This is a genomic window from Rhodoplanes sp. SY1 (assembly GCF_046000175.1).
GTDB lineage: Bacteria > Pseudomonadota > Alphaproteobacteria > Rhizobiales > Xanthobacteraceae > Rhodoplanes.
This window is the reverse complement of record NZ_JBEOMB010000032.1, coordinates 64442-78254: the sequence shown is the minus strand read 5'-3', so window position 1 is coordinate 78254 and position 13813 is coordinate 64442. Positions and strand designations below refer to the sequence as shown.

15 protein-coding genes are annotated in these 13813 nt (G+C 71.8%); 4 read left to right on the top strand and 11 right to left on the bottom strand.

Features of this window, described 5'->3' with window-relative positions; all coding sequences use genetic code 11:
- The 4 genes from ABTU92_RS09885 to ABTU92_RS09870 form a co-directional block, all read right to left on the bottom strand.
- Nucleotides 1–271, bottom strand: a 271-nt coding sequence (locus ABTU92_RS09885) for an N-acetylmuramoyl-L-alanine amidase (RefSeq protein ID WP_408090077.1), incomplete at its 3' end; no start/stop codon positions are given.
- Nucleotides 272–275: 4 nt separating this feature from the next.
- Nucleotides 276–1535, bottom strand: a complete 1260-nt coding sequence (locus ABTU92_RS09880; RefSeq protein WP_408090083.1) for a caspase family protein — start codon at nt 1533–1535, stop codon at nt 276–278.
- Between the two features lie 183 nt (nt 1536–1718).
- The gene (locus ABTU92_RS09875) at nt 1719–3212 is read right to left on the bottom strand and encodes a glycosyltransferase family 39 protein (RefSeq protein WP_408090075.1); all 1494 of its coding nucleotides are present in this window, start codon (nt 3210–3212) and stop codon (nt 1719–1721) included.
- Between the two features lie 142 nt (nt 3213–3354).
- Complete coding sequence (locus ABTU92_RS09870; protein ID WP_408090073.1) at nt 3355–4110, bottom strand: ribonuclease HII; 756 nt, start codon at nt 4108–4110, stop codon at nt 3355–3357.
- 137 nt (nt 4111–4247) lie between these two features.
- Between ABTU92_RS09870 and ABTU92_RS09865 the strand changes: the two genes are divergently transcribed.
- Nucleotides 4248–4892 (top strand): GNAT family acetyltransferase, encoded by a 645-nt coding sequence (locus ABTU92_RS09865; protein ID WP_408090071.1) that lies wholly within the window; start codon nt 4248–4250, stop codon nt 4890–4892.
- Here the strand turns inward: ABTU92_RS09865 and ABTU92_RS09860 are convergent.
- Together ABTU92_RS09860 and ABTU92_RS09855 are read right to left on the bottom strand one after the other, a co-directional pair.
- Entirely contained in the window at nt 4837–5274 is a 438-nt protein-coding gene (locus ABTU92_RS09860) for a VOC family protein (protein ID WP_408090069.1), read from the bottom strand. The two genes, ABTU92_RS09865 and ABTU92_RS09860, sit on opposite strands and share 56 nt — an antisense overlap.
- A 45-nt stretch (nt 5275–5319) precedes the next feature.
- A complete protein-coding gene (locus tag ABTU92_RS09855) occupies nt 5320–6516 on the bottom strand; it encodes a PA0069 family radical SAM protein (RefSeq protein ID WP_408090067.1) in 1197 nt (398 codons plus the stop codon).
- A gap of 148 nt (nt 6517–6664) precedes the next feature.
- On the opposite strand from ABTU92_RS09855, the gene ABTU92_RS09850 reads away from it, so the two are divergent.
- Nucleotides 6665–7252 (top strand): glycosyltransferase, encoded by a 588-nt coding sequence (locus ABTU92_RS09850; protein ID WP_408090065.1) that lies wholly within the window; start codon nt 6665–6667, stop codon nt 7250–7252.
- 57 nt (nt 7253–7309) lie between these two features.
- Nucleotides 7310–8332, top strand: a complete 1023-nt coding sequence (locus tag ABTU92_RS09845; protein ID WP_408090063.1) for a GNAT family N-acetyltransferase — start codon at nt 7310–7312, stop codon at nt 8330–8332.
- A 125-nt stretch (nt 8333–8457) separates the two neighbouring features.
- Here ABTU92_RS09845 and moaB read toward each other — a convergent pair whose 3' ends face one another.
- The 3 genes from moaB to ABTU92_RS09830 all read right to left on the bottom strand — a co-directional run bounded on the left by moaB (nt 8458) and on the right by ABTU92_RS09830 (nt 10669).
- Entirely contained in the window at nt 8458–9021 is a 564-nt protein-coding gene (gene moaB, locus ABTU92_RS09840) for a molybdenum cofactor biosynthesis protein B (protein WP_408090081.1), read from the bottom strand.
- Nucleotides 9022–9273: 252 nt separating this feature from the next.
- Nucleotides 9274–9633 (bottom strand): hypothetical protein, encoded by a 360-nt coding sequence (locus tag ABTU92_RS09835; protein WP_408090061.1) that lies wholly within the window; start codon nt 9631–9633, stop codon nt 9274–9276.
- A 100-nt stretch (nt 9634–9733) separates the two neighbouring features.
- Nucleotides 9734–10669 carry a neutral zinc metallopeptidase gene (locus ABTU92_RS09830; protein ID WP_408090059.1) on the bottom strand — a complete coding sequence of 312 codons (936 nt, stop codon included), beginning with the start codon at nt 10667–10669 and terminating at the stop codon, nt 9734–9736.
- 259 nt (nt 10670–10928) lie between these two features.
- On the opposite strand from ABTU92_RS09830, the gene ABTU92_RS09825 reads away from it, so the two are divergent.
- Nucleotides 10929–12068, top strand: a complete 1140-nt coding sequence (locus ABTU92_RS09825; protein ID WP_408090057.1) for a site-specific DNA-methyltransferase — start codon at nt 10929–10931, stop codon at nt 12066–12068.
- A gap of 174 nt (nt 12069–12242) precedes the next feature.
- Here the strand turns inward: ABTU92_RS09825 and ABTU92_RS09820 are convergent, their stop codons facing one another.
- Entirely contained in the window at nt 12243–12593 is a 351-nt protein-coding gene (locus ABTU92_RS09820) for a RidA family protein (protein ID WP_408090055.1), read from the bottom strand.
- The gene (gene mutY, locus ABTU92_RS09815; RefSeq protein ID WP_408090053.1) at nt 12590–13777 is read right to left on the bottom strand and encodes an A/G-specific adenine glycosylase; all 1188 of its coding nucleotides are present in this window, start codon (nt 13775–13777) and stop codon (nt 12590–12592) included. The genes ABTU92_RS09820 and mutY overlap by 4 nt, the downstream gene beginning before the upstream one ends.
- Between the last annotated feature and the right edge of the window lie 36 nt (nt 13778–13813).

The following is a 13813-nucleotide window of genomic DNA, read 5'->3' as shown; positions in this document are numbered from 1 at the left end:
CGCGCAGCCGCTCCTCGATGCGCTTCGCGAGCCGCAGATTGAAGGTGTGCTCGGTGACGCCGCGCGCGCTCGTCGCGCCCGGCTGGTCGACCGTGTGGCCGACGTCGAGCATCACCCGAAAATTTTCGGGACGGCACTCGGCCGCCTGTCCGGCCCCGGCCGCCTGTCCGGCCCCGGCCGCCTGTCCGGCCCCGGCGGCGCGCGCGATCCCGGCGGCGCCGGCGAAAAGCACCGCCGCGATCACGGCGGCCCGCGCATCGAAAAAGATCACGCCGTCACCGCCATCGCTGGAGCTGGGCGATGCGCGACTCGTAGGCCGCGGCGAGGCAGGGCTCGTCGGACCCGCAGGCGGTGCGCTGCCTGATCCACACGCGCTGCTCGTCGCGCAGCACGGTCTGGCGTTCCGGCCGCAGCCGCGCGCGCAGCGCGCGATAGAGCGTGTCGAGATCGCGGTCGAGCCGCGCGAGCCGCGCGCTCCCGCAGATGGCGCGCTCGTTCGGCCCGGTGTCGACCGTGCAGTCGAAGCTCGGCGCCACCGGCAGCGCCGCCACGGCCGGCCCCGGCGGCTGGCGCGACGGCTCGCCGGCGGCGGCCGAGTTCGCGACGCCGGCAGGCGCCGCCGCCGTGCGCTCGCGCCGCAGCTCGTCGAGCCGGGCGCGGGCGAGGCTGCCGTAGGGCGTGCCGCCGAACTGGCGAACGAAGTCCTCCAGCACGGCGACGCTCGTGGTGTCGCGGGTGACGGCCCACACCCGCTCGGCCTCGCCGCCGCCCGAGACGGCCGGGAGCGCGGGCGTCGGCGTCGACGCGGGCGACGACGGGGTGGCCGCGAACTGGAACGTGCCGGCGATCGGCGACGACGACACCCAGGGCTGCTGGGCGCCGGCCGTGGTCTTCTTCACGGCGAGGCCGACCGCGTTGAAGGTCTGGAAGATGTCGAGCCCGGGCCGTCGGATCGTCTCGGCGAGCGCCGCCGTGTAGGGGCTGTTGCCGGCGCTGCCGTCGAGCGCGACGTTGCCGGGCTGGGTGGCGAAGGAGATCAGCGTGCCCTCCGGCGCCTGCATCTGGGCGAGCCCGCTCGCCGACGAGCGCAAGCCGCGCCCACCGAACGGGTTGTTGCGGCAGGCGTCGAGGATCACGAGGTTGAGCCGCGTGCCGGCCGCCTCCATCTGGCGCAGCACCAAGGCGGTGTCGAGCATCTGGAAGTCGATGTCGGCCTCGCGCACCGGATTGGCGCCGACCGGCACCAGGAAGTTGGCGCCGCGCACCTGCACGCCATGGCCGGCGTAATAAAACAGCCCGACATCGGCGCCCTGCAGGGCGGCCCCGAAGGCCTGCACGGCGGCGTCGAGCGCGCCCTTGTCGAGATCGACCTGCGCCCCGTCGCCGACCAGGCGGAAGCCGAGCTCGCGCAGCGTCTGCGCCATCAGCCGGGCGTCGCGGACCGGATTGTCGAGCGGCGAGACGTGCCGATACGCGGCGTTGCCGATCACCAGCGCGACGCGCGTCTCGGCCCATGCCGGCGCGGCCACGGCCATCGCGACCGCGATCCCCGTCACCACCACGCCGACCAGCACCGCGCCCCACCGCGCCACGGACGCCTCCCCGGGCAGACCACACCACCGCACGGCCGGACCGGCCGCACGGGTCACGACCCGACTACACCGAAGTCGCGCGAGGCGTGTCAATGGTTCGAGGACACCGGCGACGTGGCCACGCGCTCACTGCGGCCGCAGCATGCCCCAGCCGATGCGCATCAGCGGCAGCCGGCCCTGGATGGTACGGGCAAAAGTCTGCGGCACCTCGGCGACGAGATCCGGGAAGCGAGCCTTGATGTCGGGTGGCACTGCGGTCGAGGTGCCGGTGGTCGGCCACAGCACGATCGCCCCCTTCCGGCGCAGATCCTCTCCCGTCACCCAGGGGGTGCGGTCGGGCGCCGCGTCGAAATAGAAGCTCGGCCGCGACGGCGCCGCGATGGCGACCAAGCTGGCGAGCCGGGGCTCGCCCGCGACGATCGCCAGCGGCTTGCCGGTGCGCCGCTCGAACCTGTCGCCGAAGAACGTGCCGATCGCCGCGGCCGGCTGGCCGATCGGCACGTCGGTCTTGGAGACGAAGGGCAGCACCGCCACCGAGGCGGCGGCGATGACGGGCGGCGCCACCAGCAGCAACGCCCAGGCGAGGCTGGTGAGGCCCTGCCGCTGCAGCACGATCGTGTTTCCGGCCAGCACCACGATGGCGAGGCCGGACAGCACCACGTAGGGGCCGAGCCCGCCGATCGGCCCACGGTCGCCCATGAAGGCGCCGGCGACGACCGCCCCGAGCGGCAGCGCGGCGGCGAAGAACAGCACGAAGTGGCGCTCCAGCCCGGTGAGCGGCTTTCGCGCGAAGGTGGGCGACTTCTCCTTCGGCGGCGCGAGGCCGACCGCGATCAGGTAGAGGAGCCCGACCCCGACATGGGCGATCACCAGCCCGCCGAGGAGCTGGCCGAGCTTCTCCAGCGGCTCGATCGCGCCGCCGGAGGCGCCCGTCCACACGCCCCACACGCCCGACATGTCGACCCACAGGAGATGCGGCAGCACGATCACGGCGATCAGGAACAGCGCGACCCACGGCTCGATGCCGAGCAGCATCTCGCGGCCGCGCCGGCTGGCCACCGTGAACACGGCGATGGCGGCGATCAGGATCAGGCCCGCATACATGGTGAGCAGCAGGAGCGCGAGGCCGATCGCCATCACGTACCAGGCGCTGCGCCGCCCCTCGCCGATCACCCGCCAGTAATGGCGCAGGACGAAGACGGTGAGCGGCATGGCGAGGATCGGCGGGCCGAAATCCGGAGTCGGCACGGTCAGCACCGCGATGCCGACCATCACCAGCACGGCCATGGCGGCGTGCTGGGGCCCGACGATGGCGCGGCCGAGCGCGAACACGCCCCAATAGGTCGCCACCACGCAGGCCTGCGAGAGCAGATAGACGCCCGGCGTGCCGGCGAGCGCGAAGGCGATCTCGGCGAGCCAGCTCGCCAGCGGCGGCCCCCAATAGGACCCGAGCTGGAACTCGTGGCCGACCGCGATGATCAGCGGCAGGTTGCCGGGCGGCGCCGCATAGAACAGCGTCGGCACCAGCCACCACAGCGTCGCCTGGACGAGGGCGGCCGCCCACACCACGAGGCGCGGATTGGCGCGCAGGAGTTCGACGAACAGGGAGACGTGGAGCATCGGCGGCGGTACGCGCGGTTCTGACGTGGACGCGGGCGGGCTTCAACGAGGTCGGGTCGCGACGGTGCCGCCCCGCGCGGCGCCGCCTCGGCCGTCCGGGATGCGCCGGCCGTCGGGATCGTCGTAGCAAACCCGGGTGGGTCTAGGAAGCGATCCGGCGCGGATCGACGCCGGCCGGATCGACGCCGGCCGGATCGACGCCGGCCGGAGCGGCCGCCATCCCGTCGGCGCACACGGCCCGCACCGGCGCGAAGGAGCGGCGGTGGTGCGGCGTCGCCCCGAGGGCCGCGAGGGCGCGCTGATGCTCGGGCACGCCGTAGCCCATGTGGCGCTCGAAGCCGTAGCCCGGGAAGGCGGCGCCGACCTGCTCCATCAGCCGGTCGCGCGTCACCTTGGCGACGATCGAGGCGGCCGCGATCGACAGCACCAGGGCGTCGCCCGACACCACCGCCTCGCAGTCGCAGCCGGCGTCGATACGGTCACAGCCGTCGACGAAGACGAGCCGCGGGACGAGCGGCAGAGCCTTTACGGCCCGCGCCAGCGCCCACAGCGAGGCTTGGCGGATGTTGTCGCGGTCGATGCGCCCCGGCGACGCCATGGCGACGCCGACCTCGGCGACCGCGCAGATGCGCTCGAACAGCACGGCGCGGCGCTCGGCCGTGAGTTTCTTGGAATCGTCGAGGCCGCGCGGGATGCGCTTGGGATCGAGGATGACGGCGGCAGCCACCACGGGCCCGGCGAGCGGGCCGCGGCCGGCCTCGTCGCAGCCGGCGACCGGCCACAGGCCGCGCCGGTGCGCACGGCGCTCGCGGTCGAAGCTCGGCCGCACCGGCCCGTCGTCGAGCGGCAGGCGGGGCGGGGCCGGATCGGCGGACCGGGGAGCGGGACGGCGACTCATGGCCGCGAGGGTGGCGGACGCCGGCGACCGGCGCAAGCGGGACGACCGGGCTCCCGCGACCATGGGGCGGAACGACATACCCCCGACCGACGTTGGCGAGGCGCACGCCATTCACCGCCCCGGCCCGAGCCTCCGACATGACCGCCGCCCCATCGACCGAGACCACCGATCGCGCCGCCGTCGCCGCGGCGGGGTTCTTCGCCATGATGTCGCGGGCCGTGTTCACGGCCATCGCGGTCATCCTGATGGTGCTGGCCATCGTGCTGGCGGGCGACGCCATGGTGGAATGCGCCCTCGCCTTCTGGCGCGGCGACGACGTCGGCGCGGCCGCGCTCGCCGGCATCGGCTATTCCGTGGTCGCCATCGCGACCTTCGAGATCGCCAAGTACCTGTTCGAGGAGGAGGTGCTGCGCGGCAGCGAGAAGCGGGTCGCCGCCGAGGCGCGGCGCAGCCTGACCCGCTTCATCTCGACCATCGCGACCGCGATCTTCCTGGAGGCGCTGGTCATCGTGTTCCGGGTCGGCAAGGACCAGGTGCCGCACCTGATCTACCCGACCTTGCTGCTCGTCGCCGGCATCGTCGTGGTGATCGGGCTGGGCGTCTACCAGCGCCTCAGCGCCGAAGTCGAGGACGCGGTCGAGGCGCGCGACGCCGAGGACGAGGACGGCGCCACGGTCGAGACCGCGCAGGCGCCGGACGCGCCGTCGCGGTCCGGCGCCGCGCGGGTCAGCCGGCGAACCGGAGACGGCCGTCCGACGAGACGGTCAGGCCCGGGGCCGTGACGACCTCCCAGAGGTGGCCGTCGGGATCGGCGAAATATCCCGAATAGCCGCCATAGGCGGTCGGCGCGGCCGGCTTGACCCGCGTTCCGCCGCAGGCGAGCGCATGAGCGAGGGCGGCGTCGACCTCGTCGTGGGTGTTGCAGTTCCAGGCGAGCGTCGTGCCGCGAAAGCCCGCCGGCCGCGGCGCCACCGGAACGCCGGCATCCTCGGCCAGCGCGTCCCAGGGATAGAGCGCCAGCACGCTGCCACCGGTCTCGAAGAACGCCACGGCCTCGCCCGTCTCCGCCAGCCGGCGCTGGAAGCCGAGCGCCGTGTAGAAGGCGATGCTGGTGCGCATCTCGGCGACGCCGAGCGTGATCACGGTGAAGCAGGCGGTCGGCATGGCACTTCTCCGGGCGACGATCGCGGCGGTCGCGGGCCGACGTGATCAGAACAGCTCGAGCTGCGCCGTCCTGGCCGCCGGCGGCACGAAGTGCTCGACCGTCAGCGCGGTGCGCCGCAGGTTGAGGCCGAGGCGGTCGCAGGCCTTCTCGAAGCGGCGGCCGAGCATCCAGGCATAGGGGCCGGAGCCGGTCATCCGCTGGCCGAACTTGGCGTCGTAGTCCTTGCCGCCGCGCATCTGGCGGATCAGCGTGAAGACGTGGCGCTCGCGGTCCGGAAAGTGCGTCACCAGCCACTCGCGAAAGATGTCGCGCACCTCGAGCGGCAGGCGCAGCAGCACGTAGCCGGCGCCCTCCACCCCGGCCGCCGCGGCGGCGTCGAGGATGCGCTCGATCTCCGTGTCGTTGATGGCCGGCACCAGCGGCGCCACCATCACGGTCGTCGGCACGCCCGCCTCGGCGAGGCCGCGCAGCGCCGCGAGCCGGCGCGCCGGCGTCGGCGCCCGCGGCTCCATCAGGCGCGACAGTCTTGCATCCAGCGTCGTCACCGACAGGGCGACGCGAACGAGCTTCCGCTCCGCCATCCGCGAGAGAATGTCGAGGTCGCGCAGAATCAGATCCGACTTGGTGACGATGCCGACCGGGTGTCCGGCCTTCTCCAAGACCTCCAGGAGGCGCCGCATCAGGCCGGTCTTGCGCTCGATCGGCTGATACGGGTCGGTGTTGGTGCCGATCGCGATGGTCTTCGGCACGTAGCCCTTGGCGGCGAGCTCGCGCTCCAAGAGCTCGGGCGCGTCCGGCTTCATGAACAGCTTCAATTCGAAGTCGAGCCCGGGCGAGAGGCCGAGATAGGCGTGGGTCGGCCGGGCGAAGCAGTAGACGCAGCCGTGCTCGCAGCCGCGATACGGATTGATCGAGCGGTCGAACGAGATGTCGGGCGACTCGTTGCGGGTGATCACCTTGCGGGCCGTGTCGGTGGTCACCGTCGTGGCGAAGGGCGGCAGCGCCTCCAGGCTCTCCCAGCCGTCGTCGAAGGCGACGCGGGCGACCGGCTCGAAACGGCCGGACGCGTTGCTGACGGCCCCGCGGCCGCGCCGGCGCTCGGCCGCCACGGCGGCGTTCCCGGGATGGCTGCCCGGATGGATCTGACTCGGATGGACCTGACGGAGGGCGGCCTCGGCGCCCAGGCGGGCGTCGATGCGGGCCGGATCGGGCAGGCGGCGAAGGGCGGATGCTGCGCTCATGGGGAGGACTATAAGCAGCGAATGAGAACATAACAAGAACAATTAACCGTGATGGCGGCCCCTACCATGGTGTCGAATTCATCGCGAACTGATCGAATTTCCGGTGCCGGCTTCGTATAGTGGCCCCGGAAGAAGGGGCACGAGGGCCATGCTGAGCGTCGTCATTCCGACCCGCGATTGCGAGCGGGCCCTGGTTCGCACGCTCGCCGTGCTGGTCGGCGCGGCCGTCGCCGGCGCGGTGCGCGAGGTGATCGTCGCCGACGGCGGCTCGCAGGACGAGACCACCAAGGTGGCCGAGATCGCCGGCTGCAACGTCCTGGTATCGGCCGACCCGCCGGCGGTGCGGCTGCGCGCCGCGGCCGCGGCGGCGCGCGCCTCGTGGCTTCTGTTCCTGCGGCCGGGCGCGATGCCCGACCCGGCCTGGGCCGAGGAGGCGATCCGGGTCGTCGAGGATTTCGAGCGGCGCGGCGCGCTCGATACGGCGGCCGTGTTCCGCCTCGAGCCGGCCGGGGCGAGCCCGTCGCTCGGCGGCCAGGCGATGGCGCTGCTGCGCGAGGCGGTGCGGCGCCGCCCGTCGCCGGACCAGGGGCTGCTGATCGGCCGCCGCTTCTACGAGAGCCTCGGCGGCCATCCGGACGGCGCGGCGCCCGAGGAGGCGCTGCTCGACCGCATCGGCCGCCGCCGACTGATCCGGCTGCGCAGCGGCATCACGGGCGGAGAGCCGGCCGGTCAATAGTTGACTCAGTCAACCATCTATGTGACGGTCGCAGCCGCTCCACCGGACCGTCTCGCCATGCCCCTGCCCTCCCCGCTTTCCGCCTCCCCCATTTCGGCCTCCCCGACGCCCGCGCAACGGCCGCCGTCGCGCCCGCCGGCCGCCAGGCTCGACGCCGTCCGGCGCTTCAACCGCGCCTATACGCGCCGCCTCGGCCTCCTCCAGGACGGGCTCGTCGACACGCCCTTCACGCTCACCGAGGCACGGGTGATCTACGAGCTCGCCCATGCCGGCGGGCCGGTCGCTGACGAGACGACTCCCGGCACCACGGCGACCGCGATCGCCGCGACGGTCGGCCTCGACCATGGCTATCTCAGTCGCATTCTCAAGAAGTTCGAGGCGGCCGGGCTGGTCGCCCGCCGCCCCTCGGCGCAAGACGGGCGGCAGAGCCTCTTGTCGCTGACGCCCGACGGCGACGCCGCTTTCGCGGATCTGGTCCGCCGCGCCGAGGATCAGGTCGCCGCGCTCTTGGCCACGCTGCCCGAGGAGGCGCAGCAGCGCCTCGTCGCGGCGATGCGCACCATCGAGACCCTGGTGACGCCGGGCGACGCGCCGCCGGCCCTTCTGCTGCGGCAGCACCGCGCCGGCGACATGGGCTTCGTGCTGGCGAGTCACGCGCGCTGCTACGCCGAGGGTTACGGCTGGGGCGTCGGCTTCGAGACGCTGGCCGCCGAGATCGTCGCCGGCTTCCTGCGCGACTTCGATCCGGCCCGCGAGGTCTGCTGGATCGCCGAGCGCGACGGCGTGCCGGTGGGCAGCGCGTTCCTGGTGAACGGCGGCGACGGCATCGCCAAGCTGCGGCTGATCCTGGTCGTGCCGGAGGCGCGCGGCCTCGGCCTCGGCCGTCGCCTGGTCGAGGCGTGCATCGATTTCGCCCGCGCCCAGGGTTACGCGAAGATCACGCTGTGGACGCAGAGCATCCTCGTCGAGGCGCGCGGCCTCTATGCGTCGCTCGGCTTCAGGCTCGTGAAGCAGGAGCCACACGCGGTGTTCGGCCACGCGCTGCTGGGGGAGACGTGGGAGCTGGGGCTGAGGGCGTGACGGTCATTCCGGGGCGGCGCGAAGCGCCGAACCCGGAATCCAGCTCCGGTCGCCGAGCGTGCCGCTGGATTCCGGGTTCGCGCCTGCGGCGCGCCCCGGAATGACGGCGCGCTCCGCATCACGTGTCACACCGTCGCGCCCTTGGCCTTCGGGCGGCGCAGATGCTCGTCGAGACGCGGCATGATCTCGACGAAATTGCACGGGCGGTAGCGGTAGTCGAGCTGGTGCACCAGGATGTTGTCCCAGGCGTCCTTGCAGGCGCCGGGCGAGCCGGGCAGGCAGAAGACGTAGGTCGCCCGCGCGACGCCGGCGGTCGCCCGCGTCTGGATCGCCGAGGTGCCGATCTTTTGGAAGCTGACCATGAGGAACAGGCTCGAGAAGGCGTCCATGCGCTTCTCGAACAGCGGCTCGACCGCTTCGGGCGTCACGTCGCGGCCGGTGAAGCCGGTGCCGCCCGTGGTGATCACCACGTCGATCTCGGGATCGGCGATCCAGGTCTCGACCCGGCTGCGGATCGCCGCGATGTCGTCGACCACGATGCCACGCGCCGCGAGCGTGTGGCCGGCCGCCGTGATCCGCTCGACCAGCGTGGCGCCGGACTTGTCGTCCTCGGGCGTGCGGGTGTCGGACACGGTCAGCACCGCGATCTTCAGCGGTACGAACTGGCGCGAGTCGTCGAGGCCGGGCATGCGGATCTCCAAATCGTCGCGGCCGTTCGTCATGCGTGCGTCGGCCGTCGCCGGCGCACGATGGCGCCGGCCCCTTCGGGCGTCAATCGGCGGGGTGGCCGTATTCCATCCGTCGTTCCGGGGCGGCGCGAAGCGCCGAACCCGGAACCTAGTCCAGGATGACTACCGTGCCGCTGGATTCCGGGTTCGCGCCTTCGGCGCGCCCCGGAATGACGGAGTCATTCGGGTTCTGCGGGCGAACGGAAGAATGGCTCACACCGTCGCGGGCGTGCGGTCGTGCGGGGTGCCGGCCTCGTCCCAGGCGGTGACGCGGCCCTGCTCGTTGTCGATCAGCAGCATCAGGTCGAAATAGCGGATGGTCGGATACGCGCCGGCGCGACGCTTGACGGTCTCGCGCCAGGCGTCGTCATGGGCGCGCTGCGCCGCCTCGATCGACGGCCAGATGTAGATGCCGCCGCCGGTGCCCTCGGCCTCGCCGAGCCCGAGCAGGAAGTGCTTGCGCAGCAGCTCCTCGTTGGCGCTCCATTTCGGAATCGTCGCCTCGGCGTCGGCCAGCACTTTGGCGCGATCCCAGCCCTGCGGCGACGGGAAGGTGACGAATTCGACGATCATGGCCTGTCCTCGATGAAGGCGGGCCTGCCCGTCCTCGACGCGACATGCGTCGGAACGATGTGCTTCGTCGCGCAGCCCGCCGGAAGCAGGCCGCCTCGTATCACAAAGTTTGCGCCTTGAACGTGTTGCAGGCCGCAACCGAGCCCTGCTTCAAGCCGATGTCGAACCAGCGCTGGCGCTGCGCCGACGACCCGTGCGTGAACGAGTCCGGGACCACGCGGCCGCGCGCCTGCATCTGCAACTTGTCGTCGCCGATCGCGGCGGCCGTGCGCATCGCCGCCTCGACGTCGCCCGGCTCGATCAGGTTCCAGCGCTGGTCGGACTTGTTGGCCCACACGCCGGCGAAGCAGTCGGCCTGCAACTCGACCCGCACCTGCAGCTTGTTGGCCTCCACCTTGCTCATGCCCTGCTGCATCTCCTGCACCTTGGGCAGGATGCCGAGCAGGTTCTGGACGTGATGACCGACCTCGTGGGCGATCACGTAGGCCTGGGCGAACTGGCACGACTTGGAGCCGACGTCGCAGCCGCGGAAGCGGCGCTCGATCTCGCGGAAGAACGACGTGTCGAGATAGATCTTCCGATCGGCCGGGCAATAGAACGGCCCCATCGCGGCCTGGGCGACGCCGCCGCAGGCCTGGTTGGTCACCTCGTTGTAGAGGACCAGCACGGGCGCCCGGTAGGTCTTGCCGTCCTTGGCGAAGATCTCCTTCCACTGCACCTCGGTGCTGCCGAGGACGCGCGAGACGAACTTGCCCATCTCGTCGCTCGGGCTGCCGCGCTGGCCCGACTGCTGCGACTGCGCTTGTGACGGGGCTTGCGCCTCGCGATGGCTGCCGCCGCCCATCATCTCGGCGCCGCCGATCAGGATGCGCGGGTCGATGCCGAGGAACCAGCCGATCAGGCCGAGCACCACGATGGTGCCGATGCCGAGCCCGCCGCCGCCGCCCATGCCCATCGGGAAGCCGCCGCGGCCGCCGCCGTCGTCGCCGCGGCGATCCTCGACATTGTTGCTCTCAGGCAGGTTGTCCCAGCGCATCGGCTCTGCTCCGTCGCAGGTGGCGGCACGTCGTCGCGCGGCCCGTCGCGCGAAGGGGAGAGACCGGGCTGGTCACCCGGACGGACACGTCCGTCCGGAGGGGGGCGCCCGCGGGCCTGGCGAGAATATGGTCCATGACGATTTTCGGCGCCAGTCCGGGGTCCCGGTTAAGTCGATTTTTACCTTGGTGGGCGATCTTCCTGGGGTCGGTTGAAGGTCTCGCGTCGCCGATCGCGTCGCTCAAGTAGAGTACCGAGTCATGGGTGTTACGCGTCGCGGGGCGTCCGTCAGGACGCCCCGCTCAACTCCCCGCCCGGCCCCCTCGTTCCGTGTCCTCACGGGCGATTGCGTGGCCGAGATGGCGAAGCTCCCGGCCGCGTCGGTCGATCTGGTCTTCGCCGATCCGCCCTACAATCTCCAGCTCCAGGGCGACCTCAAGCGTCCCGACGATTCGCGCGTCGACGCGGTCGACGACGCCTGGGACAAGTTCGAGAGCTTTTCCGCCTACGACGACTTCACCCGCGCCTGGCTGCTCGCCGCGCGCCGCGTCATGAAGCCGTCCGCGACCCTGTGGGTGATCGGCTCGTATCACAACATCTTCCGGGTCGGCACGATCCTCCAGGATCTGGGCTTCTGGATCCTCAACGACGTGATCTGGCGCAAGTCGAACCCGATGCCGAACTTTCGCGGGCGACGGTTCACCAATGCGCACGAGACCATGATCTGGGCGGCGCGCGAGCCGAACGCCAAGAACTACACGTTCAATTACGAGGCGCTGAAGGCCGGCAACGAGGACGTCCAGGTCCGCTCCGACTGGACGCTGTCGCTGTGCACCGGCGACGAGCGTCTGAAGGACAGCAAGGGCAAGAAGCTGCATCCAACCCAGAAGCCGGAGGCGCTGCTCGCCCGCGTGATTCTCTCGTCGTCGCGGCCCGACGATCTGGTGCTCGACCCGTTCTGCGGCACCGGCACGACGGGGGCGGTGGCCAAGAAGCTCGGCCGGCGATTCGTCGGCGTCGAGCGCGACAGCCTCTACGCGACCGCCGCGCAGGACCGCATCGATTCCGTGCTGCCGCTGCCGGCCGCGAGCGTCGCGCCGTTCCAGACGGCCCGCGAGGCGCCGCGCGTTCCGTTCGCGGCGCTGATCGAGCGCGGCATGGTGTCGCCCGGCACCACGCTCACCGACGCCAAGCGCCGCGTCACCGCGCTGGTGCGCGCCGACGGCGCCGTCAGCCTCGGCGAGACGGTCGGCTCGATCCACCGCATCGGCGCGATCGCGCAGGGGCTCGACGCCTGCAACGGCTGGACCTTCTGGCACGTCGAGACGGCCAAGGGCCTCGCCCCCATCGACACGCTGCGCGCCGCGTTCCGGGCCGAGCAGATGCAGGCGGCGGAGTAGCGAGACGGACGCTTCGGGCGGCAACCGTCCCGACCCCGAACTCGTCATGGCCGGGCTCGTCCCGGCCATCCACGCTCTTCCGCACCGCGCGTCAGCATAGACGTGGATGCCCGCGACGCGCGCGGGCATGACGGCTCCAACAAGCGCATCGCTCGGGGTTTGTCGTGCGGTCGCTCACCGCGCCGCGATCACCTTGATCTCGATCTTCAGGTCGGCGCCCTGCAGGAGCGCCTCGATGCAGGCGCGCACCGGGGTCGCGCCCGGCACCACCCAGGCGTCCCACACCGCGTTCATCTCGTCGACGGTGCGGATGTCGCTGAGCCAGATCGTCGCGCTGATCAGCTTCGACTTGTCGGTGCCGGCCACGGCGAGCAGCCGGTCGATCTCGGCGAGAATCTCCGTCGTCTGCGCCGCGAGGCTCTGCCCCGCCGTCTCCTCGGCGGTGAGGCCGCGCAGATAGACGGTGTCGCCGTGGATCACGATCTCGGTCATGCGCGGACCGACATGCAGGCGCTGAAGGGTCATCGGGGGCTCCGTTTCGGCTTGCTGATTCGGGAGGATGGCTTTGATTGGTTCGGGGCGGTCGCGCCCGGTTTCATGTCGATGCCGGCATGCACCAGCACCTTGCGCATGACATTGGGAAAGGCCTCGCCGGAGATTTTTTCGCACGCGACCCATCGTGAATCGGCGGGCGCCTCGGCGCCCGTCGCCACCGAGGCGACGAAGACGAAAAGCTCGAGCGGAAAATGCGTGAACACGTGCGTGACGACGCCCGGCACGCGCCGCCAGCTTTTCGACGCGACGCCGAGAGCGGGCGCGTGATCGAGAGCGGAGCGTTCGGAGAACGACGCCGACCACTCCGTCGTCGGCACCTCGGTCATGCCCCCCAAGAGTCCTTTCTCGGGGCGCGTGCGCACCAGCACGGCGCCGTCCGGGCGCACCGCCACGAAGGCGGCGCCGCGGCGCAGCCGCCCCTCCTTCTTCGGCGTTTTCCGCGGGAAGCTCTCCGGGTCGCCGCGGCGGCGCGCCGCGCAGGGCGCGGCCCAGGGGCACAGCACGCAGGCCGGCGACTTCGGCGTGCAGATCGTCGCGCCGAGATCCATCAGGGCCTGCGCGAAGTCGCCGGCGCGATCCGCGGGCTCCAGCGCGTCGGCGAGCGCCCGCAGCCGCGGCTTTGCGCCCGGCAGCTCCTCCTCGAGCGCGTGCAGGCGGGTCAGCACCCGCTCGACATTGCCGTCGATCGGCACCACCGGCACGTCGAAGGCGATCGACGCGATGGCGTTCGCCGTGTAGTCGCCGATGCCGGGCAGCGCCCGCAATTGATCCACGGTCGCCGGAAACATGCCGTCGTGCCGCTCGACCACGGCCTTGGCGCAGGCGTGCAGGTTGCGGGCGCGGGCGTAGTAGCCGAGCCCGGCCCACAGCCGCAGCACCGCGTCGAGATCGGCGGCGGCGAGGTCGCGGACGGTCGGGAACGCCGCCGTGAACGTCTGGAAGTACGGCACCACCGCCTTCACGGTGGTCTGCTGCAGCATGATCTCCGACAGCCACACCGCATAAGGGTCGGCCGTCACGCCGGCCGGCGCCCGCCACGGCAGCACGCGGCGGTGGCGATCGTACCAGGCGAGCAGCGCCGCCGTGAGGCGGACCGCCGCGGAGGGCTCGGGGGAGGACGGCTTCCGCGCGGGGGGCGGCGCTGCTAGGGTCATGCGACGTCTCTGGTCCCCGGCGGGGCGTCTCCCGTC